Origin of the sequence: Vibrio nitrifigilis, from assembly GCF_015686695.1 — a bacterium.
Taxonomy (GTDB): Bacteria; Pseudomonadota; Gammaproteobacteria; order Enterobacterales; family Vibrionaceae; genus Vibrio; species Vibrio nitrifigilis.
Genome location: NZ_JADPMR010000001.1, coordinates 2,778,975 through 2,799,288 on the forward strand (window position 1 = coordinate 2,778,975; position 20,314 = coordinate 2,799,288).

Consider the following 20,314-nt stretch of genomic DNA (forward strand, 5'->3'; position numbering starts at 1 on the left):
CAGGAAATTAGTATGTACGCAGTTATTTTTCTTTTCTCATTCTTTGCTGCCTTGTGGGGAATCGGATTAAGTAAGTTCAACGTAGTGATTGCTTTAGCTGTAGCATTAGCAGTCGTATTTTTAATCAGTATGTTAGGTACGGTATTTAAAATTTTACCGGTTCTAGTCGTAGTGTGTGCTGGTGTTTGGTTATACCGCCGCTATGGTCGGGCATAATCCTAAAACTGATACATAAATGGCTAAATAGACCCTAATCAGGGAGTCACAGCAGCATCTTAAAAACTTTCCACTATACTGATACTTAGATAAGTATGCCGTTAGGCGAGTAGTGGAGCTCTCGATGAACAAATTGAGTATTGGGTGCTGTTGTGTATTGATCAGTGCTTTTTCTGAGGCAAGCTTTGGTGCCGACTCTTTTTATAGAGGACAGGTTGGCACGGATATTTGGTTTGGTGCAACCAAAGCATCAGGAGAAAGAGGCCAACCATCAAATGTTCCCTCACTGATCATCTCGTTAGAGCATTCCTTTCCCGTCCTCCCTAATATTTCTTTTCGCTACACGAATCTGGTTGAAGATGATGCTGAATTCGACAAGTTTACCTACACCTTGTACTACCATATCTTCAATCAAGATTTATATACTTTTGATGTTGGAGCCAGTTTTTCCCGTTTTATGAGTGGAAAATACACCGCTAAGGATCAGCAGGAATATTCATTTAACGATGCGACCGTCAATTTGTATACCTATGGCGCGGTAGCTATTCCGTTTAGCCCCATTGATGTCTTCGCCCGTATTGATTTTGGCGATTATGGGAGCAGTGATGTGGGGAACCAAGATTATGCGTTGGGAATTCAATGGAAGGTACCTATTAATATCGGCACCTTGGCTTTGAATTCAGGTTATCGTAACAGTCATATAGATATCGATGAGTTAGATATTCCTGATTCGGTGGATGATCCCAAACATATTCATATTTCAGGATGGTTTATTGGCGCCATTATCAATTTTTAATGCCTACATTTATTCCTTTCAAATTCTAAGCGTTATTTAACGTTACTTTTGTATTCACATAGTACGCTGTTGCTTATGGTTGTAATAACAGTTGGCACTGTTGCCAATATTGACCATTCTTAATGAAGGTGAACCGTGGAAGTGATGAATTATGACTATTACGGAACTGCAAGACCTTTATAGAAATAATCAGCTAGTCGAAGCCATTATTGAACCTTCAACTCAAGAGGGGGCGTGGATAGTCGAATTTCGTCATCAAAGAGGGGGTTTTGTTTTACTCACTGATGAGATAGGAATAGAACAACACCACGATAATCTTGATTTAGCATCAGAATCGGCAATGGCTGTCGGGTTTTCACAAGTTCGGGTAGAAGCACGAGAGTTCTGATTTTTAGCTGCCTACTTCCAAAAAGTTATAAAACATGCTGATCTATTCTTTCTTGTTATTTAGAGGAGTGGTTAATCTATCGTCACGCAATGAATAAGGAAGTCGTGACAATGTCTTCAGCAAACACCACACCAAAAGAATTAGCTGGTTTAACGAGCCCTCTAAATGATGTGCAACTGAATCAGTTGCAACAGGCCGTTTCTCAACTTTCGCCAACACAATTAGCATGGGCGAGCGGTTACTTTTGGGGGTTGAGTCAGTCGTCAGAGGTGACGGTGGCTCCTAACGCTCAAATTACTGCAGTACCAGCTGGAAAACTCACAATAATTTTTGCTTCTCAGACAGGCAACGCTAAAGGCGTTGCTGAAGCGCTAGAAGCTCAAGCAAGTGCCGCAGGTATCCCAGTATCCCTAGTTGATGCTAGTGATTACAAAGGCAAGGACTTAGCTAAAGAAACGCACGTTATTTTTGTTGCCTCGACCAATGGTGAAGGCGAGCCGCCAGATAACGCATTAACACTACATGAGTTCCTACAATCGAAAAAAGCACCGAAGTTGCCTAATTTACAATATGGTGTGATTGGCTTAGGGGATTCAAGTTACGAATTTTTCTGCCAAACCGGTAAAGACTTTGATGCTTTCCTTGAAAAGCAAGGGGCTTCTCGTTTTATTGATCGTGTTGATTGTGATGTCGATTATGACGAAGCGGCGAAGGTTTGGAGTGAACAAGCGGTTGCTAAGGTAAAAGAAGCATTAGCTAGCGCAGCAGCACCCGTAGTGTCTAGCTCTATTGGTCAAGCGGTATCTCATGCTCAGTACACTAAGCTGAATCCATATCAAGCAAGCCTACTGACTAACCAAAAAATTACGGGGCGAGATTCCGGTAAAGATGTCCGTCATATCGAAATTGATTTGGCTGAATCTGGTATTACTTATCAACCTGGTGATGCACTTGGTGTCTGGTATGAAAACTCATCAGAATTAGCTAACGAAATTCTCGGTGCTGTTGGTCTATCAGGTGTTGAGAGTGTTGATGTGGATGGAGAAAGCCTATCTATTCACAGTGCTCTTGTCGCTAAGTATGAAATCACTGCTGCAAACCCTCAGTTTATTAATAAGTTAGCTGAATTTGCCGAGAGCGATGATTTAAACCATTTGATCGTAGATAAAAATGAGCTTCGTGAATATTCTGCGAAAACTCAAATTGTCGATGTTCTTAAACAATACCCAGTTAAATTAACCGCTGAACAGTTGGTGGCATCTCTTCGTCGTTTAACACCTCGTTTATATTCTATCGCTTCTAGTCAAAGTGAAGTAGAAGACGAAGTTCATCTTACTATTGGTGTTGTTGAGTACGATTTTGATGGGCATTTACGTCAAGGTGGTGCTTCTAGTTACTTAACTCGTCGGTTAGAAGAAGGCGACAGCGTTAATGTCTTTATCGAGCACAATAACAACTTTAAATTGCCAGAGGATGATAGTGTGCCGGTGATAATGATTGGCCCTGGTACTGGCATTGCACCATTCCGCAGTTTCATTCAAGAACGTGATAATCGTGATGCCACCGGTAAAAACTGGCTGTTTTTTGGCGATCGTACTTTTACACAAGATTTCTTGTATCAAGTGGAATGGCAGAAATACTTAAAAGATGGTGTCTTAACTCGTTTAGATGTGGCTTTCAGTCGTGATCAAAACGAAAAAGTTTACGTTCAGCAACGTATCTTAGAGCAAGCGGAAGATGTGTGGCAGTGGCTACAAGATGGCGCTTATCTTTATGTTTGCGGAGATGCAAACCGTATGGCTAAAGACGTGAATGATGCGCTGGTTACAGTAGCAAAACAAGCTGGTGGTTTAAGCCAAGAACAAGCAGAAGAATTCATTAATGATCTGCGCAAAGCAAAACGTTATCAAAGGGACGTGTACTAATGAGCATTAATCCAGAAACAAATGTACAAACAGTCTTAGGCGAAGTGCTTGGTCCACTTGCGGATAACGAGCGCTTTAAAGCTGAGAGTAATTTTTTACGTGGGACGATTGCAGAAGATCTGAAAGATCGTATCACAGGTGGTTTTACACCGGATAACTTTCAACTCATCCGCTTCCATGGGATGTATCAGCAGGATGACCGTGATATTCGCGCAGAGCGTACTAAGCAAAAATTAGAACCACTACATAATGTGATGCTTCGTGCTCGTATGCCTGGTGGGGTAATCAAGCCTGCTCAGTGGCTAGCGATCGATAAATTTGCGACTGAACATACCATGTACGGCAGTATTCGATTGACTACTCGTCAAACATTTCAGTTTCATGGTGTATTAAAGCCGAATATCAAAATGATGCATCGTATGCTTCATGAAATTGGTATTGATTCCATTGCAACTGCGGGTGATGTAAACCGTAACGTGTTGTGTACTTCAAACCCTATCGAATCTGAGTTACATCAAGAAGCTTATGAATGGGCAACAAAGATCAGTGAGCATTTACTGCCTAAAACACATGCTTATGCAGAGATTTGGTTAGACGGTGAAAAGATCGAAGGTACAGATGAGGAACCTATTTTAGGTAGTACTTATTTACCTCGTAAATTTAAAACCACGGTAGTGATTCCACCACAAAATGATGTGGATATTCACGCGAATGATTTGAACTTTATTGCTATTGCTGAAAATGGCAAATTGGTCGGATTCAATGTCTTAGTCGGTGGTGGCTTGGCTATGACGCATGGTGATACCTCTACTTATCCTCGCCGTGCCGATGAGTTTGGTTATATCTCACTAAAAGATACATTGACGATTGCTGAAGCTGTGGTAACAACGCAGCGTGATTGGGGTAACCGCTCAAATCGTAAGAATGCAAAAACGAAATACACGTTAGACCGTGTTGGTATTGATGTATTCAAAGCAGAAGTAGAACGCCGTGCTGGAGTGAAATTTGAAGCTATTCGACCATATGAATTTACTGGTCGTGGTGATCGTATTGGTTGGACAAAAGGCATTGACGGAAAAAACCATTTAGCACTGTTTATCGAAAATGGCCGTTTGCTTGATTATCCAAATCGTCCGCTAAAATCAGGTGTTGCTGAGATTGCCAAAATTCACCAAGGTGATTTCCGTATGACAGCAAACCAAAACCTGATCATTGCTGGCGTACCAGACGATCAAAAGGCAATTATTGATCAAATGGCTCGTAAGCATGGTTTGATTGATGATGGCGTGAGTGAACAACGTAAAAACTCAATGGCGTGTGTTTCGTTTCCTACCTGTCCATTAGCGATGGCAGAAGCAGAACGTTTTCTCCCTGAGTTTGTGACTCAAGTTGAAGAGATTCTGGAAAAACACGGCTTACCAAAAGAAGACAACATCATCTTACGTGTCACAGGCTGTCCAAACGGATGTGGTCGTGCGATGTTGGCCGAAATTGGTTTAGTTGGTAAAGCACCGGGTCGCTATAACCTTCACTTAGGCGGTAACCGCGCGGGTACTCGAGTACCTAAAATGTATAAAGAGAACATTACCGTAGAGCAAATCTTGATAGATATTGATGAGCTGGTGGCTCGCTGGGCGAAAGAACGTCTTGATGGTGAGTGTTTCGGTGATTTTACTATTCGCGCCGGTATTGTTCCTGAAGTCAAAGTATCTAAGAGGGATTTTCATGCCTGATAACAGCTTCTCTGTCCCAGAGTTGTCTGAACTATTGACTTTATCTAAGGCGGAGCAAACGCTCCGCCTTACTGAAATCAATCGATACCTGGAGACATTAAATGCATCCGAACGTGTTGTTTGGGCACTAGATAATTTACCCGGAGCACATGCTCTTACCTCTAGTTTTGGTATTCAAGCTGCTGTGATGCTTCATTTAGTATCTAATGAGAAACAAGATACGCCAGTTATTTTAACGGATACGGGCTATCTCTTCGCTGAAACTTATCGTTTTATTGATGAGTTAACGGAGAAATTAAAACTAAACCTACATATATATAGAGCAGAGTATTCTCCAGCATGGCAGGAAGCTCGTTACGGCAAATTGTGGGAGCAGGGAATTGAAGGAATAGAAAAATATAATCGTATCAATAAAGTTGAACCTATGCATCGAGCATTAGATGAACTTCAAGTTGGTACGTGGTTTTCTGGTCTTCGTCACGAGCAATCGCAGTCACGAGCAACACTTCCCGTACTGGCCATTCAAAATGGTGTGTTTAAATTCTTGCCAATTGTAGATTGGACGAATAAAGATGTTCACTACTATCTAAAGGAACATGGTCTTAGCTATCATCCTCTATGGGATCAAGGATACCTATCTGTTGGTGATACACACACAACGCGTAAATGGGAGCCAGGAATGTCCGAAGAGGAAACTCGCTTCTTTGGTTTGAAACGTGAATGTGGATTACATGAAGATGATGGTGAGCAACATGGTTCGGGGATTTAATGGCTAAGAATTTATTATTCAATAGAAAAGCTGCATGAGTAGGCAGCTTTTTTTATATCTAAACAAAAGCGAAAAGATGCGAGATCTGGATAACTCTGTGGATAAGTTGTTCTTATTCTATGACTAAAGTTGGATAAATAAGCCTTTGGATGAAAGTTCAGCGTTTAACCATTATTTTTGCAACTTTTTGCAAAAAGGGCTTGCAGCTGTGATTAAGATCTCTATAATGCCGCTCCATCGACAGGGCAAGGGCTGACAAGCTCTAGAAGGAAACTTCTCCGGTCGAGAGGCTAGAAAAAATAATTTAAAAAAGTGTTTGACACTAAGTTTTAAATCGATAGAATAGCCGCCTCTTTCGATGCGAAGTAACTCGCAAAGTTGAAAGAAAGCTCTTTAACAATTTAAACCTATCAATCTGTGTGGGCACTCGTTGATGATAATCAAATGAGAAACTTCGGTTTCCAATTGGTTTCAATGAACTGAGTGACCAATCAAGATATCTTTTGGAAACATTAGGGGTCTTGGCACAGTCAATTCAACATTACTTAGTAATGTATTCAGTATTCATTGAGCCACAAAAACTTTTAATTGAAGAGTTTGATCATGGCTCAGATTGAACGCTGGCGGCAGGCCTAACACATGCAAGTCGAGCGGCAGCGACATAAACAAACCTTCGGGGGCGCTTATGGGCGGCGAGCGGCGGACGGGTGAGTAATGCCTGGGAAATTGCCCTGATGTGGGGGATAACCATTGGAAACGATGGCTAATACCGCATAATAGCTTCGGCTCAAAGAGGGGGACCTTCGGGCCTCTCGCGTCAGGATATGCCCAGGTGAGATTAGCTAGTTGGTGAGGTAAGAGCTCACCAAGGCGACGATCTCTAGCTGGTCTGAGAGGATGATCAGCCACACTGGAACTGAGACACGGTCCAGACTCCTACGGGAGGCAGCAGTGGGGAATATTGCACAATGGGCGCAAGCCTGATGCAGCCATGCCGCGTGTATGAAGAAGGCCTTCGGGTTGTAAAGTACTTTCAGCAGTGAGGAAGGTGGTGAGATTAATAGTCTCATCATTTGACGTTAGCTGCAGAAGAAGCACCGGCTAACTCCGTGCCAGCAGCCGCGGTAATACGGAGGGTGCGAGCGTTAATCGGAATTACTGGGCGTAAAGCGCATGCAGGTGGTCTGTTAAGTCAGATGTGAAAGCCCGGGGCTTAACCTCGGAATAGCATTTGAAACTGGCAGGCTAGAGTACTGTAGAGGGGGGTAGAATTTCAGGTGTAGCGGTGAAATGCGTAGAGATCTGAAGGAATACCAGTGGCGAAGGCGGCCCCCTGGACAGATACTGACACTCAGATGCGAAAGCGTGGGGAGCAAACAGGATTAGATACCCTGGTAGTCCACGCCGTAAACGATGTCTACTTGGAGGTTGTGGCCTTGAGCCGTGGCTTTCGGAGCTAACGCGTTAAGTAGACCGCCTGGGGAGTACGGTCGCAAGATTAAAACTCAAATGAATTGACGGGGGCCCGCACAAGCGGTGGAGCATGTGGTTTAATTCGATGCAACGCGAAGAACCTTACCTACTCTTGACATCCAGAGAACTTAGCAGAGATGCTTTGGTGCCTTCGGGAGCTCTGAGACAGGTGCTGCATGGCTGTCGTCAGCTCGTGTTGTGAAATGTTGGGTTAAGTCCCGCAACGAGCGCAACCCTTATCCTTGTTTGCCAGCGAGTAATGTCGGGAACTCCAGGGAGACTGCTGGTGATAAACCGGAGGAAGGTGGGGACGACGTCAAGTCATCATGGCCCTTACGAGTAGGGCTACACACGTGCTACAATGGCGCATACAGAGGGCGGCCAACTTGCGAAAGTGAGCGAATCCCAAAAAGTGCGTCGTAGTCCGGATTGGAGTCTGCAACTCGACTCCATGAAGTCGGAATCGCTAGTAATCGTAGATCAGAATGCTACGGTGAATACGTTCCCGGGCCTTGTACACACCGCCCGTCACACCATGGGAGTGGGCTGCAAAAGAAGCAGGTAGTTTAACCTTCGGGGGGACGCTTGCCACTTTGTGGTTCATGACTGGGGTGAAGTCGTAACAAGGTAGCGCTAGGGGAACCTGGCGCTGGATCACCTCCTTAACGATATAGATTATTGCGATGAGTGTTCACACAGATTGATACGGTTTAATAGAGCACCTAGTGGGTCTGTAGCTCAGGTGGTTAGAGCGTTCGCCTGATAAGCGAGAGGTCGGTGGTTCGAGTCCACTCAGACCCACCAAAATTTCCAGTAACTGCGTTAGTTATTTCGTCGTGTAGCGAACTACACATCCTCAATAACGGCCTTGTTTCTGAAAATTTTAACCGAGATGGGGCTATAGCTCAGCTGGGAGAGCGCCTGCCTTGCACGCAGGAGGTCTGCGGTTCGATCCCGCATAGCTCCACCATCTTTAAGCGCATTTGCTTAAGTGTTCTTAAAAATGGTTTCTTTCTTTATAGAAAGCGAATCTTTGCTCTTTAATAATTTGGAAAGCTGACAAAACATTCTTTTAGAATGTTTGTAAAAGTTCTCAATTATCTATCATTGATAGATAACCAACACACATTCAAGTGTTCTTGGGAAGCTTACTTTTTAAGTAAGTATTCAAAATTGAGTCCGGCAATATCGAGTCTGCAACATGTATAAAAATGCAGACAAACCTTGGTGACTTGTTCATCAACTCAAAACTTTTTTGGGTTGTATGGTTAAGTGACTAAGCGTACACGGTGGATGCCTTGGCAGTCAGAGGCGATGAAGGACGTACTAACTTGCGATAAGCGTAGATGAGGCAGTAAGAGCCACTTGAGTCTACGATGTCCGAATGGGGAAACCCAACTGCATAAGCAGTTATCTTTAACTGAATACATAGGTTAAAGAGGCGAACCGGGAGAACTGAAACATCTAAGTACCCCGAGGAAAAGAAATCAACCGAGATTCTGGTAGTAGCGGCGAGCGAAACCGGATTAGCCCTTAAGCCATTTATGCGTCAGGTGAAGTGTCTGGAAAGGCACGCGATACCGGGTGATAGCCCCGTAACCGTTAACGTATTTATGGTGAAATCGAGTAAGGCGGGACACGTGATATCCTGTCTGAATATGGGGGGACCATCCTCCAAGGCTAAATACTCCTGACTGACCGATAGTGAACCAGTACCGTGAGGGAAAGGCGAAAAGAACCCCTGTGAGGGGAGTGAAATAGAACCTGAAACCGTGTACGTACAAGCAGTAGGAGCCTCTTTGTGGGGTGACTGCGTACCTTTTGTATAATGGGTCAGCGACTTATATTCAGTGGCAAGGTTAACCGTTTAGGGGAGCCGTAGCGAAAGCGAGTCTTAACTGGGCGCCCAGTCTCTGGATATAGACCCGAAACCGAGTGATCTAGCCATGGGCAGGTTGAAGGTTGAGTAACATCAACTGGAGGACCGAACCGACTAATGTTGAAAAATTAGCGGATGACCTGTGGCTAGGGGTGAAAGGCCAATCAAACTCGGAGATAGCTGGTTCTCCCCGAAAGCTATTTAGGTAGCGCCTCGGACGAATACTACTGGGGGTAGAGCACTGTTAAGGCTAGGGGGTCATCCCGACTTACCAACCCTTTGCAAACTCCGAATACCAGTAAGTACTATCCGGGAGACACACGGCGGGTGCTAACGTCCGTCGTGGAGAGGGAAACAACCCAGACCGCCAGCTAAGGTCCCAAATTACAGCTAAGTGGGAAACGATGTGGGAAGGCTTAGACAGCTAGGATGTTGGCTTAGAAGCAGCCATCATTTAAAGAAAGCGTAATAGCTCACTAGTCGAGTCGGCCTGCGCGGAAGATGTAACGGGGCTAAGTTGTAAACCGAAGCTGCGGCAATGCCTTTTAAGGTATTGGGTAGGGGAGCGTTCTGTAAGCCGTTGAAGGTGGATTGTAAAGTCTGCTGGAGGTATCAGAAGTGCGAATGCTGACATGAGTAACGATAATGGGGGTGAAAAACCTCCACGCCGGAAGACCAAGGGTTCCTGTCCAACGTTAATCGGGGCAGGGTAAGTCGACCCCTAAGGCGAGGCTGAAAAGCGTAGTCGATGGGAAACGGGTTAATATTCCCGTACTTCTTACAATTGCGATGGGGGGACGGAGAAGGCTAGGTGGGCCTGGCGACGGTCGTCCAGGTTCAAGTGCGTAGGCTTGGAAATTAGGTAAATCCGGTTTCCTCTAAGGCCGAGACACGATGTCGAGTCACTAAGGTGATGAAGTCATTGATGCCATGCTTCCAGGAAAAGCCTCTAAGCTTCAGATTGTAAGGAATCGTACCCCAAACCGACACAGGTGGTCGGGTAGAGAATACCAAGGCGCTTGAGAGAACTCGGGTGAAGGAACTAGGCAAAATGGTACCGTAACTTCGGGAGAAGGTACGCTCTTGACGGTGAAGAGATTTACTCTTGGAGCTATTGAGAGTCGCAGATACCAGGTGGCTGCAACTGTTTATTAAAAACACAGCACTGTGCAAAATCGTAAGATGACGTATACGGTGTGACGCCTGCCCGGTGCCGGAAGGTTAATTGATGCTGTTAGAGGTAACTCGAAGCGGTTGATCGAAGCCCCGGTAAACGGCGGCCGTAACTATAACGGTCCTAAGGTAGCGAAATTCCTTGTCGGGTAAGTTCCGACCTGCACGAATGGCGTAATGATGGCCACGCTGTCTCCACCCGAGACTCAGTGAAATTGAAATCGCTGTGAAGATGCAGTGTACCCGCGGCTAGACGGAAAGACCCCGTGAACCTTTACTACAGCTTGGCACTGAACATTGAGCCTACATGTGTAGGATAGGTGGGAGGCTATGAAGCAGTCACGCTAGTGATTGTGGAGCCGACCTTGAAATACCACCCTTGTATGTTTGATGTTCTAACTTGGCCCCCTTATCGGGGGTGAGGACAGTGCCTGGTGGGTAGTTTGACTGGGGCGGTCTCCTCCCAAAGAGTAACGGAGGAGCACGAAGGTGGGCTAATCACGGTTGGACATCGTGAGGTTAGTGCAATGGCATAAGCCCGCTTGACTGCGAGAATGACAATTCGAGCAGGTGCGAAAGCAGGTCATAGTGATCCGGTGGTTCTGAATGGAAGGGCCATCGCTCAACGGATAAAAGGTACTCCGGGGATAACAGGCTGATACCGCCCAAGAGTTCATATCGACGGCGGTGTTTGGCACCTCGATGTCGGCTCATCACATCCTGGGGCTGAAGTCGGTCCCAAGGGTATGGCTGTTCGCCATTTAAAGTGGTACGCGAGCTGGGTTTAGAACGTCGTGAGACAGTTCGGTCCCTATCTGCCGTGGGCGTTGGAAGATTGAAGGGGGCTGCTCCTAGTACGAGAGGACCGGAGTGGACGAACCTCTGGTGTTCGGGTTGTGTCGCCAGACGCATTGCCCGGTAGCTAAGTTCGGAATCGATAACCGCTGAAAGCATCTAAGCGGGAAGCGAGCCCTGAGATGAGTCTTCCCTGGCGCTTTAAGCGTCCTAAAGGGTTGTTCGAGACTAGAACGTTGATAGGCAGGGTGTGTAAGCGTTGTGAGGCGTTGAGCTAACCTGTACTAATGGCCCGTGAGACTTAACCATACAACACCAAAAAGGTTTTGTATCGGACTCGATATAGAGACACACTTGATTGTGTAGAGAACGACAGCTTTCTGAATTAATTGTTACTGCGTAGCGGTAACAAAAAGAATTTGCTTGGCGACCATAGCATTTTGGACCCACCTGATCCCATGCCGAACTCAGAAGTGAAACGAAATCGCGCCGATGGTAGTGTGGGGCTTCCCCATGTGAGAGTAGGTCATCGCCAGGCTTTAAATTAAACGGTAGAGTGTTAGACACTTTACGGTAAAAACCAGTTTCGCGGAGCGGTAGTTCAGCTGGTTAGAATACCGGCCTGTCACGCCGGGGGTCGCGGGTTCGAATCCCGTCCGTTCCGCCACTTAGTTTTGAAGCCTCAATCGAAAGATTGAGGCTTTTTTGTTTTGGCTATTTGGGACTGGGCGTGTTGCTGGTTAGCATTACCGTGGGACGAATCCCGGTTGCCCGTAACCCCGGCCGGTCCGCACTGAGTTTTGAAGCCCTGAACGAAAGTTCGGGGCTTTTTTGTGCCTGATATTTTTGTTTAAGTTCTTTTCTTATAAAGGTTCAGCTAATCTTATGTTAATTTGTTGTGATAAAAGATCTGGTATCTTTTAATAGTACAGAGCCGATGATAATTTAGTTGCTGAATGTTTAGCATCAATTCTATGGAGCATACTGAATGAAGGTATCTTTAACGATATTACTGCTGTCTTATATAGTCTCTAGTGCTGTGTATGCTGCTGATACAACGACAAATGATACTGATGATTCGTTAGTCGATGAGAGAACAAAAGAAGAACACAAAGTGATGGATAATCCTTTCGTGATTATGCCACACAAAGCTAACTACCTTTTACCTGTTACTTATAACCCTCACCCTAATAACAAGCCTTTTCGCGATGATGATGAATACGCTGATTCACTAGATAATTTTGAGGCCAAGTTTCAAATCTCTTTTAAAATGCCTCTTGCTATTGATCTTGTGGGTGATGGTGACTTGTACTTCGCCTATACCAACCAGTCATGGTGGCAGGTATACAATAAAGACAGTTCTGCGCCATTTCGTGAAACCGTCCATGAACCAGAACTATTTTTATTGTTTGATAATGATTGGGAAGTCGCTGGATTTAAAAATTCTTACTGGATGGTCGGTGCTGATCATCAGTCTAATGGGCGTTCTAGTACCCTATCTCGTAGCTGGAATAGACTTTATGGCTCTATGATATTTGATAAAGGCCCATTAGCTCTAAGTACAAAAGTATGGTGGCGTATACCTGAGAGTGAAAAAAGTAGCCCAACAGATGCGACTGGCGATGATAATCCTGATATTACGCATTATATGGGTAACTTTGAATTAACAGGCTTGTATGGTGTGGGTGAGCAACGCTATAGCTTTATGTTTCGTAATAACTTAGAGAAGCACAACCGTGCTGCTCTAGAGTTAACTTGGAGTTATCCAATTCATCGTAATTTACGTGCGTATGTTCAGTATTTTAATGGTTATGGTGAAAGTTTAATTGATTATAACGTTCATACTCAAAGAATTGGTGTGGGTATCGCATTAAATGATTTGCTGTAATTGGCATATAAAAAAGGAGCGCTAGTCGCTCCTTTTAATTTGGGGTTAGCGGGCGTTCTCTGGAGTTTCTTCCTCTGTATTCGAGGCCATGTTTTTTTCCTCCATTTTTGCCTTTTCAATCATAGGAGTAATGGTTGAACCCTGGATTAAAATGGAGAACACGACAACGGCATAGGTCATGACTAGAATTAATTCTTTCACGTCGATGAGTTTGTCTGGAATCACCATGATCCCTGAAGGGATGGAAAGTGCCATTGCTAACGCTAGCCCACCGCGTAAACCGCCCCAAGTTAGAATGCGAATCGACCATGGGTTATAGGTTCTATAGCGTTTAAAGCCGATGTATGGAACCGCAACACTGGTATAGCGACCCAAAAGAACTAATGGAATAGCAATTGCCATTACTATCCAATCTTCTTCATGAAATTTGAATAGCAACATTGACATACCGATTAACAAAAATAGCACACCATTTAGAAATTCATCCACCAATTCCCAAAAGTGATCTAGGTGTTCTTCACTCTCTTTAGAGAAACCGATAAATCTCGTCCAATTACCAATCATGATGCCTGACACGACCATTGCTAATGGTCCGGATACATGGATGATATCGGCAAATACGAAACCTGCAGTCGGAACGCCGATGGTTAAAAGCAGCTCCATTGAGTGGTCGTTAGTGGCACTGATTAGGTAGTGAAAAATTAAACCCAATACAAAACCATAGATAATGCCGCCTATCGCTTCATGAATGAATAGTCCTGCCACACTTCCGATAGTAGGAGCTTGTGATCCAAAAGCAATAGTGAAAATAGTCACAAAAATAACCAAGCCAAACCCATCATTAAATAGTGATTCCCCTTCAATTTGAGTAGAGATCCTTTTTGGGGCGTTAAGTTTTTTCACAATGGCTAGAACAGCTATCGGGTCTGTTGGTGAGATAAGTGCCCCGAATAACATACAATAAACCAATTGCAGGTTTATCCCTACGAGATGACAAAGCCAGTAAAGTCCAAAGCCAATAAAAAAGGTTGAAAAAAGAGTGGCTCCGAGTGCTAAAACGGCAATTTCCCATTTTTGATCCTTGAGATTAGGGAGTTTGATTCCTAATCCACCAGCAAATAAAAGAAAACCCAATATTCCTTTAAGTAAAAAATCCTCGAAGTTAATACTAGTCATAGTTTGTCTGGCGATTTGGGTGAGGTTAAACCAATTATTTTGACCAGCAACTAGAATGAGTAAGGAAAGCAGCATTGAACCCGCCGTGATGGCAATTGTTGTTTGCATTTTTCCGATCTTGCTATTGAAAAAAGCAATCAACATTGCAGCGGCAGAGAGAAAACAAAGTGTGTAATAGACTGACATTTTCTTCACTTATGTAACAAACAATGAACGGAAATTGTCGTTCGATGGTGAATAAATAGCAAACACTTTTTGTTGAATGTCTAATCACTATATTTCTTAAGGACTTTTGTATTTAGACGTCTAGATTTCCATATGAGTTATGGTAGGATGCAAATTAAGCGTAAGGAATGGGGCTGTATTGTGGGTAGTAAAATACGACATCAAATAGAACAACAATTAAAACAACGCATACTGCTAATTGATGGCGGTATGGGGACTATGATTCAAAGTTATAAGCTGGAAGAGGAAGATTACCGAGGAGATCGGTTTGCTGATTGGCATTGTGATCTGAAAGGTAATAATGATTTACTCGTACTCAGTCAGCCTCATTTGATCAAGGAAATCCATTGTGCCTACTTAGAAGCTGGCGCTGATATTCTTGAAACTAATACATTTAATGCCACGACGATTGCAATGGCTGACTATGACATGCAATCTTTAAGCGAAGAGATCAATTTTTCAGCAGCAAAACTGGCTCGCGAAGCCGCTGATGAGTGGACCCGAAAAACACCAGAAAAACCGCGTTATGTCGCGGGAGTTCTCGGTCCTACCAACCGAACATGCTCTATCTCTCCTGACGTGAATGACCCAGGATTTCGTAATGTTTCGTTTGATCAATTAGTTGAGGCGTATTCTGAATCGGCTACTGCCCTTATCAAAGGCGGAGCAGATCTCATCCTAATTGAAACCATATTCGATACCTTAAATGCAAAAGCGTGTGCTTATGCCGTTGAAGTGACGTTCGAACAGTTAGGCGTCGACCTTCCTATCATGATTTCCGGCACTATTACTGATGCCTCTGGCCGTACTTTATCGGGTCAAACTACAGAAGCGTTTTACAACTCTATGCGCCATGTCACGCCTCTATCCTTTGGTTTGAACTGCGCATTAGGACCGGACGAATTACGGCAGTATGTGGGGGAAATGTCGCGTATTTCTGAGACATTTGTTTCAGCACACCCTAACGCCGGACTACCTAACGCGTTTGGTGAATATGACTTATCTCCAGAAGATATGGCGAAGCATATTGGTGAATGGGCTAAAGCGGGTTTTCTTAACTTAGTGGGGGGCTGTTGTGGTACGACTCCAGAACATATTCGTCAGATAGCTCAAGTGGTTGAAGGTGTTCCTCCCCGCCCATTACCCGATATGGCTGTTGAATGTCGTTTATCTGGTTTAGAACCGCTCAATATAGCTAAAGAAACGCTCTTTCTTAACGTTGGCGAAAGAACCAATGTTACGGGGTCTGCTCGCTTTAAACGGTTAATCAAAGAAGAACTCTACGATGAGGCCCTAGATGTTGCGCGTCAACAGGTTGAAAATGGTGCACAAATCATTGATATCAACATGGATGAAGGGATGTTGGATGCTGAAGCCTGCATGGTGCGCTTCCTCAATCTTTGTGCGTCAGAGCCAGAAATATCCAAAGTGCCTATCATGGTGGACTCCTCTAAGTGGGAGGTTATTGAAGCGGGCCTGAAATGTATTCAAGGCAAAGGCATCGTTAACTCTATTTCTCTAAAAGAAGGGGAAGAAAAATTCATCGAGCATGCGAAAACGGTGCGCCGCTATGGTGCTGCTGTAATTGTGATGGCTTTTGATGAAGTAGGGCAAGCGGATACTCGTGAGCGTAAGTTACAAATTTGTACTCGGGCTTATCGTATTTTGGTTGATCAAATAGGATTCCCTCCAGAAGATATTATTTTTGACCCCAATATCTTTGCAGTTGCGACTGGTATTGATGAGCATAATAACTACGCGCTCGATTTTATTAATGCTGTCGCCGATATTAAACGAGATCTTCCATATGCCATGATTTCTGGTGGGGTATCAAACGTTTCGTTCTCTTTCCGCGGTAATAATTATGTGCGTGAAGCGATTCACGCGGTATTTCTCTACCATTGTTTTAAAAATGGTATGGATATGGGGATTGTTAATGCTGGCCAGTTAGAAGTCTATGACAATGTGCCTGATAAACTGCGAGAAGCTGTTGAAGATGTTATTTTAAACCGTCGTGATGATGGGACTGAGCGCTTGTTAGAAATCGCAGAAGAGTACCGCTCTAATGCTGTGGGGAAAGAAGAAGATGCTTCCACTCATGAATGGCGTACTTGGCCAGTAGCGAAACGCCTCGAACATGCATTGGTTAAAGGTATCACAGAGTTTATCGTTGCAGATACGGAAGAAGCTCGCATCAATGCAGCAAAACCGTTGGAAGTGATCGAAGGTCCGTTAATGGACGGCATGAATGTTGTTGGTGATCTCTTTGGTGAAGGAAAAATGTTCCTTCCTCAAGTCGTAAAATCAGCGCGTGTAATGAAGCAGGCTGTTGCTCATTTAGAGCCTTATATTAACGCGGAAAAACAGCAGGGTTCGAGTAACGGTAAAATTCTGTTAGCGACTGTGAAAGGTGATGTACACGATATCGGTAAAAATATCGTTGGTGTGGTGCTGCAATGTAATAACTTTGAAATTATCGACCTTGGTGTCATGGTCCCTTGTGAGAAAATTTTGAAAGTCGCTCAAGAAGAAAATGTCGACATTATCGGATTGTCAGGTCTTATCACACCATCTTTAGATGAAATGGTCCATGTTGCTAAAGAGATGGAGCGTTTGGGATATGAAGTGCCATTACTGATTGGTGGTGCTACAACGTCTAAAGCGCATACCGCAGTCAAAATTGAGCAAAATTACCATAACCCTGTAGTGTATGTGAATAATGCATCTCGAGCTGTTGGTGTTTGCGCTGCATTGCTTTCTGATGAGCAACGTCCTGCGTTTGTTGAAAGGTTGGATGCCGATTACGAACGCACCCGTGAGCAGCATGCTCGCAAAAAGCCCAAATCGCGACCAGTGACTTTAGAAGAGGCAAGAGCCAATAAGGTCGCTCTCGACTGGGATTCATATACTCCGCCTAAGCCTGCTAAACCTGGCATTCATGTCTTCGAAAATATGTCGGTGAATACCTTACGCCAATATATCGATTGGACACCATTTTTCATGACATGGTCATTAATGGGTAAATACCCAGCGATTTTTGAACATGAGGAAGTGGGAGAAGAAGCAAAACGTCTATTCCACGACGCAAATGAATGGTTAGATCGTATTGAAGCTGAAGGTTTACTGACTGCATCAGGAATTTGCGGTTTATTTCCAGCCGCTTGTATCGGTGATGATATCGAAGTGTATGCGGATGAAAATCGTAGCGATGTGAGCCATATTTTGCATCATCTACGGCAACAAACATTGAAACCTAAAGGTCCTAACTACTGCTTATCTGATTATGTAGCGCCAAAAGAAAGTGGTAAAGAAGATTGGATTGGCGCATTTGCGGTAACGGGAGGGATCAATGAGCGTGAACTTGCGGATGAATTTAAAGCACAAGGTGACGATTATAATGCCATCATGGTTCAAGCTGTAGCAGACCGTTTAGCGGAAGCATTTGCCGAGTATTTACATCAGGTGGTTCGTAAAGATCTTTGGGGTTATGCTCCTGATGAGGCGTTGTCTAATGATGACCTTATTCGGGAAAAATATCAGGGTATTCGCCCTGCTCCAGGCTACGCTGCCTGTCCGGAACATACCGAGAAAGGTCAGATATGGAAGTTACTGAATGTTGAAGAGGCGATTGGTATGCAATTGACCTCCAGTTATGCAATGTATCCTGGAGCTTCAGTCTCTGGTTGGTATTTCTCTCATCCTGACTCACGTTATTTTGCAGTGGCTCAAATTCAAGCCGATCAAGTTGCAAGTTACGCAGAACGCAAAGGTTGGGACCTACTTGAAGCAGAGAAGTGGTTAGGACCGAATATTAATGGTTAGTTAGTACTTTGCATAAAACAAAGGCCATCGTTATAGCGATGGCCTTTTTACACTCTCGTTGTTGTTTTATTTAATTTAGCTTTTTATTTAATTCTTTATTCAAATAGTTCAGCGTGTAGGTGCTGAATGACTTCTTTAGCTGAAGAAGAGTCGACTAAGAAGCAAAGGTTATGATCACTTGCGCCATAACAGATCATTCGTAGGTTGAAATTATCTAACACCCCAAAGACTTGTTTTGCATAGCCTCGGTTTTCCATTTGGTTACCGATTAGCGCTACTAGACTTAAATCATGCTCTACTTTTACAGTACATAAATCTTGTAATTCATCTTTAACCGCTTGAGGTAGTTCTGGTGAACCACCAGAAGTGTCGGTTTTATCGAGGGTTAATGAGACGCTGATTTCTGAAGTAGTAATCAAATCAACTGAAATTTTATGTTTAGCAAGAATTTCAAATACTTTGGCTAAGAAACCGTAGGTTTGGAACATGTTTGCACTGTGCAGTGTTACCATGGTTTGGTTTGAACGTAATGCTAATGCTCGGAATTGGGGAGCGCTTTCAACTTCTTGGCGAATCCAAGTACCGCCTTTTTCTGGCTCTTTTGACGATCCCACAAACACAGGGATACCGTCGCGGAGTGCGGGTAATAATGTTGATGGGTGCAGTATTTTTGCGCCAAAGTTAGCCATCTCAGATGCTTCACTAAAACTGATTTCTGGAATTGGTTTAGCATGAGGAGCAATACGAGGGTCAGTGCTGTAGATCCCTGGAACGTCAGTCCAGATTTCTAGACCAGAAGCTTGTACGGCTTCTGCAATTAGTGCCGCGGAATAGTCACTACCACCGCGTCCTAATGTAGTGGTTATGCCTTGTTCGTCAGAGCCGATAAAGCCTTGAGTAATTACGACATGTTGTTGGCAAAGTGGGGTGAGCTTCTCTTGAGCTAATGCGCTAATCTCATTTAACTGAGGCTCTGCCTTACCGTAATTATCATCAGTACGAAGTACATCACGAATATCAAAGCGTACAGCATTTACACCGCGTTCTCGCATCAATTGAGCCAGAATGTGAGTGGACATAAGTTCGCCACAAGCAACTAAATGGTCGGTCAATTTTTTGCTCGATTGGAAAGACGCGGCTTCAGCGCAGCTTTTTACTACATCTAAAATAGCATGAACGTCTTTTTCTACCTGAGTAGGTTCAGCTAATTGGTCAATAATCGCGTGGTGAATCTCTGCAATTTGCGTAATTATTTGCGCACGTTGTTCTGGTTCTGCAATGCCACTTGCTAGTTCGACAAGCAGGTTAGTGACTCCTGAACATGCACTGCTTACAACCAGTTTAGTTTGAGGGTTGTTTTCAATAATAGCTGAACAACGACTCATCGCAGCGAAGTCCGCTACACTGGTTCCGCCAAACTTAGCCACATTAAATGCGCTCACGATAGATTCTCCCAATACTTCCTAAATGATAATGTTAGGCTGATATACCCAGCCAGTGTCCTAAACCGTATCTAATGAGATATGAGCATTGAACATCTCTTACACCGATGAGTTATTATACTATTTTGTATATATGATCTTATATATCAATAACTTGTTTTTTACCGGTATTGCTCGATATCTGATGTAGATGGTTGTTTTAAGAGAGGATGCTAAGAGCAAAGTAGAGGTGTAACTTAAGGAAGGTTATTACCTCAGAAGCTCTTCGTTAGATAGAACTAACGACAGTTGAAGGGATTCAGCCCATTCACCCGACAAATCATGACCACATTATGATTCATCTCGGCACTACTCCCCCTCAATGTTTTGTCTTGGAGTTGTGGCTCCACAAAACAGCTACCTGGGTAGTGCTCCTCTTCTGCTTAATTGCCTTTTCATTGAACGTTTTTGAGCGTGGAATGTCAATCGTAAATTGCATGAATATTTTGATAATCGGCAAATCAATGCATTATTTTGGGTTTTATACCTTAGTGAGGCAGTGGAAAGGAATATTTGGCGGGATTTTAAATCACTGTCTAACCTTAATGAGCACTTAATCACTACAGGAAGGGAGC

10 protein-coding genes, 3 tRNA genes, 3 rRNA genes and 1 riboswitch are annotated in these 20,314 nt (G+C 44.0%); of the genes, 14 read left to right on the forward strand and 2 right to left on the reverse strand.

Annotated elements, in window-relative coordinates:
* Positions 1-12 precede the first annotated feature (12 nt).
* From I1A42_RS12400 to I1A42_RS12460, 13 genes are all read left to right on the forward strand, one after another.
* On the forward strand, positions 13-216 hold the full coding sequence (locus I1A42_RS12400; RefSeq protein WP_161158421.1) for an envelope stress response protein PspG: 204 nt from the start codon (positions 13-15) through the stop codon (positions 214-216).
* A gap of 124 nt (positions 217-340) precedes the next feature.
* Positions 341-1,012, forward strand: a complete 672-nt coding sequence (locus I1A42_RS12405) for a TIGR04219 family outer membrane beta-barrel protein (RefSeq protein WP_196123629.1) — start codon at positions 341-343, stop codon at positions 1,010-1,012.
* Positions 1,013-1,163: 151 nt separating this feature from the next.
* The gene (locus tag I1A42_RS12410) at positions 1,164-1,400 is read left to right on the forward strand and encodes a hypothetical protein (protein WP_161158419.1); all 237 of its coding nucleotides are present in this window, start codon (positions 1,164-1,166) and stop codon (positions 1,398-1,400) included.
* Positions 1,401-1,489: 89 nt separating this feature from the next.
* Complete coding sequence (locus I1A42_RS12415; RefSeq protein ID WP_196123630.1) at positions 1,490-3,325, forward strand: assimilatory sulfite reductase (NADPH) flavoprotein subunit; 1,836 nt, start codon at positions 1,490-1,492, stop codon at positions 3,323-3,325.
* Positions 3,325-5,058, forward strand: a complete 1,734-nt coding sequence (cysI, locus tag I1A42_RS12420) for an assimilatory sulfite reductase (NADPH) hemoprotein subunit (protein WP_196123631.1) — start codon at positions 3,325-3,327, stop codon at positions 5,056-5,058. The genes I1A42_RS12415 and cysI overlap by 1 nt, the downstream gene beginning before the upstream one ends.
* Positions 5,051-5,827, forward strand: a complete 777-nt coding sequence (locus I1A42_RS12425) for a phosphoadenylyl-sulfate reductase (RefSeq protein WP_196123632.1) — start codon at positions 5,051-5,053, stop codon at positions 5,825-5,827. Before cysI ends, I1A42_RS12425 begins: the two co-directional genes overlap by 8 nt.
* Before the next feature lie 585 nt (positions 5,828-6,412).
* Positions 6,413-7,965 (forward strand): 16S ribosomal RNA (locus I1A42_RS12430).
* 62 nt (positions 7,966-8,027) lie between these two features.
* A tRNA-Ile gene (locus I1A42_RS12435) sits at positions 8,028-8,104 on the forward strand.
* Between the two features lie 90 nt (positions 8,105-8,194).
* A tRNA-Ala gene (locus I1A42_RS12440) sits at positions 8,195-8,270 on the forward strand.
* Positions 8,271-8,566: 296 nt separating this feature from the next.
* Positions 8,567-11,456, forward strand: a 23S ribosomal RNA gene (locus I1A42_RS12445).
* Positions 11,457-11,569: 113 nt separating this feature from the next.
* Positions 11,570-11,685: ribosomal RNA gene (gene rrf / locus I1A42_RS12450) — 5S ribosomal RNA — on the forward strand.
* Together the 16S, 23S and 5S rRNA genes with 3 tRNA genes alongside form the textbook arrangement of a ribosomal RNA operon.
* A 52-nt stretch (positions 11,686-11,737) precedes the next feature.
* A tRNA-Asp gene (locus tag I1A42_RS12455) sits at positions 11,738-11,814 on the forward strand.
* A 321-nt stretch (positions 11,815-12,135) separates the two neighbouring features.
* Positions 12,136-13,035 carry a phospholipase A gene (locus I1A42_RS12460; protein ID WP_161158395.1) on the forward strand — a complete coding sequence of 300 codons (900 nt, stop codon included), beginning with the start codon at positions 12,136-12,138 and terminating at the stop codon, positions 13,033-13,035.
* A gap of 45 nt (positions 13,036-13,080) precedes the next feature.
* Here the strand turns inward: I1A42_RS12460 and I1A42_RS12465 are convergent, their stop codons facing one another.
* Entirely contained in the window at positions 13,081-14,397 is a 1,317-nt protein-coding gene (locus I1A42_RS12465; RefSeq protein ID WP_196123633.1) for a cation:proton antiporter, read from the reverse strand.
* 180 nt (positions 14,398-14,577) lie between these two features.
* Between I1A42_RS12465 and metH the strand changes: the two genes are divergently transcribed.
* Positions 14,578-18,258: a methionine synthase gene (gene metH / locus I1A42_RS12470; protein ID WP_196123835.1), complete on the forward strand. Its 3,681-nt coding sequence runs from the start codon at positions 14,578-14,580 to the stop codon at positions 18,256-18,258.
* Between the two features lie 95 nt (positions 18,259-18,353).
* On the opposite strand, the gene lysC is transcribed toward metH, so the two are convergent.
* The gene (gene lysC / locus I1A42_RS12475; protein WP_196123634.1) at positions 18,354-19,700 is read right to left on the reverse strand and encodes a lysine-sensitive aspartokinase 3; all 1,347 of its coding nucleotides are present in this window, start codon (positions 19,698-19,700) and stop codon (positions 18,354-18,356) included.
* 250 nt (positions 19,701-19,950) lie between these two features.
* Positions 19,951-20,126: riboswitch (Lysine riboswitch) on the reverse strand.
* Between the last annotated feature and the right edge of the window lie 188 nt (positions 20,127-20,314).

What these genes read in the sequence shown, in the direction of transcription:
- I1A42_RS12405 (WP_196123629.1), top strand. Translation starts at nt 341, where the DNA reads ATGAACAAATTGAGTATTGGGTGCTGTTGTGTATTGATCAGTGCTTTT.
- I1A42_RS12415 (WP_196123630.1), top strand. Translation starts at nt 1,490, where the DNA reads ATGAATAAGGAAGTCGTGACAATGTCTTCAGCAAACACCACACCAAAA.
- cysI (WP_196123631.1), top strand. Translation starts at nt 3,325, where the DNA reads ATGAGCATTAATCCAGAAACAAATGTACAAACAGTCTTAGGCGAAGTG.
- I1A42_RS12460 (WP_161158395.1), top strand. Translation starts at nt 12,136, where the DNA reads ATGAAGGTATCTTTAACGATATTACTGCTGTCTTATATAGTCTCTAGT.
- I1A42_RS12400 (WP_161158421.1), top strand. Translation starts at nt 13, where the DNA reads ATGTACGCAGTTATTTTTCTTTTCTCATTCTTTGCTGCCTTGTGGGGA.
- I1A42_RS12465 (WP_196123633.1), bottom strand. Translation starts at nt 14,397, where the DNA reads ATGTCAGTCTATTACACACTTTGTTTTCTCTCTGCCGCTGCAATGTTG.
- I1A42_RS12410 (WP_161158419.1), top strand. Translation starts at nt 1,164, where the DNA reads ATGACTATTACGGAACTGCAAGACCTTTATAGAAATAATCAGCTAGTC.
- I1A42_RS12425 (WP_196123632.1), top strand. Translation starts at nt 5,051, where the DNA reads ATGCCTGATAACAGCTTCTCTGTCCCAGAGTTGTCTGAACTATTGACT.